At 60.3% G+C, this 4,086-nt stretch carries 3 protein-coding genes; 1 reads left to right on the top strand and 2 read right to left on the bottom strand.

Annotated elements, in window-relative coordinates:
- Window positions 1–75: 75 nt before the first annotated feature.
- Both QCE58_RS33850 and QCE58_RS33845 read right to left on the bottom strand, forming a co-directional pair.
- Window positions 76–1,236, bottom strand: a complete 1,161-nt coding sequence (locus QCE58_RS33850) for an L-talarate/galactarate dehydratase (RefSeq protein WP_309781236.1) — start codon at window positions 1,234–1,236, stop codon at window positions 76–78.
- Between the two features lie 40 nt (window positions 1,237–1,276).
- A complete protein-coding gene (locus tag QCE58_RS33845; protein WP_250522323.1) occupies window positions 1,277–2,581 on the bottom strand; it encodes an MFS transporter in 1,305 nt (434 codons plus the stop codon).
- A 275-nt stretch (window positions 2,582–2,856) separates the two neighbouring features.
- Between QCE58_RS33845 and QCE58_RS33840 the strand changes: the two genes are divergently transcribed.
- Window positions 2,857–3,903, top strand: coding sequence for a LacI family DNA-binding transcriptional regulator (locus tag QCE58_RS33840; RefSeq protein ID WP_250522308.1), 1,047 nt, complete (start codon window positions 2,857–2,859; stop codon window positions 3,901–3,903).
- Window positions 3,904–4,086 lie beyond the last annotated feature (183 nt).

The raw sequence follows: 4,086 nt of genomic DNA, 5'->3' as shown, positions 1-4,086 counted from the left end.
TCGGGAGCGTCCGAACCTCTCCCAAGCACCTTCCCAGCGACGAGCGGCCATGTCGCCTTGATTGACGGCCTTGCGTCAGCCGCGTATACCGACTTCCGCCTCTTGAGCCGTCCAGCCTGCTACGCGGTCGCTCAGTGTGAGCCCCAGGCCCGGTCGTGTCGGAACCAACATCCGGCCGTCACGCGTCTCCAGCTTCTCGTTGAACAGCGGCTCAAGCCATTCGAAATGTTCGACCCAGGGTTCACGGGAATAACAAGCCGCGAGATGCACGTGCAATTCCATCGCGAAGTGCGGCGCCAGCATCAGCCCCGCGTGATCAGCCAACGTCGCGACCTTCAAGAATGGCGTAATGCCGCCGACACGCGGCGCGTCCTGCATCAGGTAATCCGCGCCGCGCTGACGGATGAACTCCCAGTGCTCGGATACGCTCGTCAACATTTCGCCGGTTGCGATCGGCGTATCGAACTGGGCAGCCAGCGCAGCGTGACCTTCCGCGTCATAGCAATCGAGCGGCTCCTCGATCCAGATCAAATTGAACTGCTCGAAGGTGCGGCACATACGTTGAGCGGTCGGCCGGTCCCACTGCTGATTGGCATCCACCATCAACGGAAAGGCGTCACCCAAATGCTTGCGCACCGTCTGGACCCGGTGAATGTCAATCGCACAGTCTGGTTGCCCGACCTTGAGCTTGATCCCGCCGATTCCCTTCTCGCGCGAGGCGTCGGTGTTGACAAGCAACTGATCGAGTGGCGTGTGAAGGAACCCGCCCGAGGTGTTGTAGCAACGCACCGAATCGCGGTGGGCGCCGAGGAGCTTGGCAAGCGACAGATTCGCGCGTTTAGCCTTCAGGTCCCACAGTGCAACGTCGAACGCGCCGATCGCCTGTGCCGCCATGCCACTGCGCCCTACCGATGCCCCTGCCCACGCCAGCTTGTCCCACAATCGAGCGATGTCACTCGGGTCTTCGCCGATGAGCACAGGAGCGATCTCCTTCGCATGCGCGAACTGGCCAGGGCCACCGGCACGCTTCGAATAACTGAAGCCGAGCCCGCGATGACCGTCTGCCGTCTCGATTTCGACAAACAGAATGGCGATCTCTGTCATCGGCTTCTGCCGACCCGTCAGGACTTTGGCGTCGCTGATCGGGTTGGCGAGCGGAAGAAACGTGGATGCAACGCGAATCCACTTGATCGAGTCGTTCGACGGTCCAGCGATGAGCGAAGATGTGGCATTCATGGGAGGGGCTCCTTGCGATAAGGTGTTGGGAGGCGGCGACTCAGTGGCCGTGGCGCGGTTTGAGGGAGGCGGTGGCGCTCTTGCGCGATCCGTCGCCTTCGTCGTCGGTTTCCAGACGCTGGAGTTTTCCGACGATCAGCAGGTATGAGCACGCGCCAAGCAGCGACAGCGCACCGATGTAAGTCAGCGCGACTTCAAACGACCCGGTGCTCTTGATCATCCAGCCGATCGCAAGCGGCGTAACGATGCTCGCGAGATTGCCGCACAGGTTGAAGATTCCGCCGCTGATGCCCATCGCGCGCTTGGGTGAAACGTCGCCGACAATGCACCAGCCCAAATTGCCGACGCCCTTGGCGAAGAACGCAATCGACATGACGAGAATCACAATCGTCGTCGAATGCACATAGTTGGCAACCACGATCGTGCTCGACAGAACGAGGCCGCAGATGATCGGGGTCTTCCGAGAGGCGGTGAGACTGAAACCGCGTTTAAGCATCCAGTCGGACCAGAGGCCACCGACAAGCCCGCCCACGCAACCTGCCACTGCCGGCAGCGCCGCCACCATGCCGACCTTAAGGATCGACATGCCTTTCGCTTCGATTAGGTAGGTCGGGAACCACGTCAGGAAGAACCAGGTGATCGACGTCAGACAGAACTGGCCGATATAGATGCCTATCATCATGCGGTTCGCAGCGATTGCCCTCACCTGTTTCCACTTGAACGGCTGCGGGCTGTCGCCGATGGTCGGCAGACCACCGCCTGCCGCGATGTACTCAAGTTCGGCCGCACTCACGCGATGATCGCGCTGTGGTTCCCGCACCGACCTGAGCCACCAGAATCCTAGAAGAACGCCCACAGCGCCGGTCGTGTAGAAGACGTAATGCCAACCCCACATGCTCACGGTGTACGTCATGACCGGCGTGAACACTGCGAGCGCGAAGTACTGTGCCAATTGGAACACCGACGTCGCGAGACCGCGCTCGGCGCTCGGGAACCACATGACGGTAAGACGACTGTTGCACGGGAACGCCGGCGATTCCGCGATTCCCATCAGGAAGCGCAAGGCAAAGAGCGCCACGAATGCTGACGCAAACAGATGAACGAAACCTTGGGCGAACGTCAGTGCCGACCACAGAATCAGACTGATGCCGAGCACGGTCCGGGCGCCGAAACGGTCAAGAATGAGACCGCCGGGAATCTGCATCGCGGTGTAGGCCCAGCCGAACGCCGAGAAGGCAATGCCCATTGTCAACGCGTCGAAACCGAGGTCGTGGCGCATGCTCGGCGCGGCGATCGATAACGTCGCGCGGTCTACATAGTTGAAAACCGTAACGATGAAAATCATCGCGAGAATGAACCACCGCACTCGCGTGCGCTTGCCATTGTCTGGAATGCTGCTCCGAGTAACCACTGCCGCCTCCGTTTGTCTCGACGGTCGGCGCTCAGTCGCCGCACCGAGCGCCGCGTCTCGTCATGATTGCGCAATCATGCTCGCTCATTGATTGCGCAACCATTGTCGTTTACCCTTGCGGCATGGGCCTGCTTGCGTTTCCGCATGGGTTCGATGCGGTTCGTGGTCTAATGCTGTTGCGCACTAATCGTTAGATCCAGTACTCTGAAATGGCCAAGAAAAGCGATAACCGGCAAACGACCGAAGCGGGCGTGCTCCAGAGCGTGACGCTTATCGATGTGGCAAGGGTGGCGGGCGTTGCGCCGATGACAGTCTCCCGTGCCCTTCATCGGCCGGAACTCGTTCGTAGCGACACCCAGAAGAAGGTGCTTGAAGCGGTCCAGGCCACCGGGTACGTGCCCAACATGCTTGCGGGCGGACTGGCCAGCAGCAAAAGCCGGCTGGTCGCCATCCTGTTGCCGACCATCGCAAGTTCTATCTTTGCGGAGACCGTGCAGTCGCTCGTCGACAAATTGACCGCGTCGGGTTATCAGACGCTTTTGGGTCTCACCGCTTACTCGACAGCTCGCGAAGAAGCCTTAGTCGAAGCGATTCTCGGCAGGCGGCCTGATGGGATCGTGCTCGCCGGTACAAGCCATACCAAGGCGACAGTCGAGCGGCTCGTCAAAGCCAAGATTCCGGTCGTCGAAATCTGGGATCTCACCAACAAACCGATCGACACCGTCATTGGCTTCTCGCACGAAGAAGTAGGCAAGCAAGTCGCGCGGCACCTTCTCGCGAAAGGTTACAAGCGCTTCGGCGTCGTTTCCATCGATGATCCGCGAGGTTTGCGCCGCTGCAGGAGCCTGATCGCCGAACTCGCGAAACACGGCATTGACAAAGCTACGTTCGCGATCCTCCCTGCACCGGCCACCGTGCAAGCCGGGCGCGAAGGCGCGGCCCGTCTGTTCGATGAGACGCCGCCGGAAATCGTCGTATGCAGTTCCGATACGCTCGCGCAGGGGGTGCTTGCCGAAGCAGCCAGTCGGAAAATGAGCGTACCTGAGCAGATTGCTGTGATGGGCTTCGGGGATCTAAGCTCTGCCGCGCACATCTATCCTTCTCTTTCGACAGTGCGAGTCGAAGGCGCCGTCATCGGCGTGAAAGCGGCCGAATCATTACTGTCGCGCTTTGCGCAAAGCTCGGCAGCCGGGCATCAGCCTGTGCACGTCAAGATCGATACTGGCTTCACCATAATCGACCGTCAAAGCACCTAGACGTCTACCAGCCGGGGGTAGCCGCATCGCTAACCCTTCCATGGCCGAAAGTCATCCGACGCGCGACGCAATCGTCAAATCCTCTAAGCGGGCTCCATCGCCCTGGCTTGATGTCGCTAGTCGATGTATTTCGGACGCTGGAATGTCTCGCCGCTTCTGCGAGCGAAGGCCCTTCATGGCCGA

It is taken from the genome of Caballeronia sp. LZ028 (assembly GCF_031451415.1).
Lineage (GTDB): Bacteria > Pseudomonadota > Gammaproteobacteria > Burkholderiales > Burkholderiaceae > Caballeronia > Caballeronia zhejiangensis.
Note: the sequence above shows the minus strand (reverse complement) of the source record. Positions and strands in the feature narration are given on the sequence as shown.

What these genes read in the sequence shown, in the direction of transcription:
- QCE58_RS33850 (WP_309781236.1), bottom strand. Translation starts at nt 1,236, where the DNA reads ATGAATGCCACATCTTCGCTCATCGCTGGACCGTCGAACGACTCGATC.
- QCE58_RS33845 (WP_250522323.1), bottom strand. Translation starts at nt 2,581, where the DNA reads ATGATTTTCATCGTTACGGTTTTCAACTATGTAGACCGCGCGACGTTA.
- QCE58_RS33840 (WP_250522308.1), top strand. Translation starts at nt 2,857, where the DNA reads ATGGCCAAGAAAAGCGATAACCGGCAAACGACCGAAGCGGGCGTGCTC.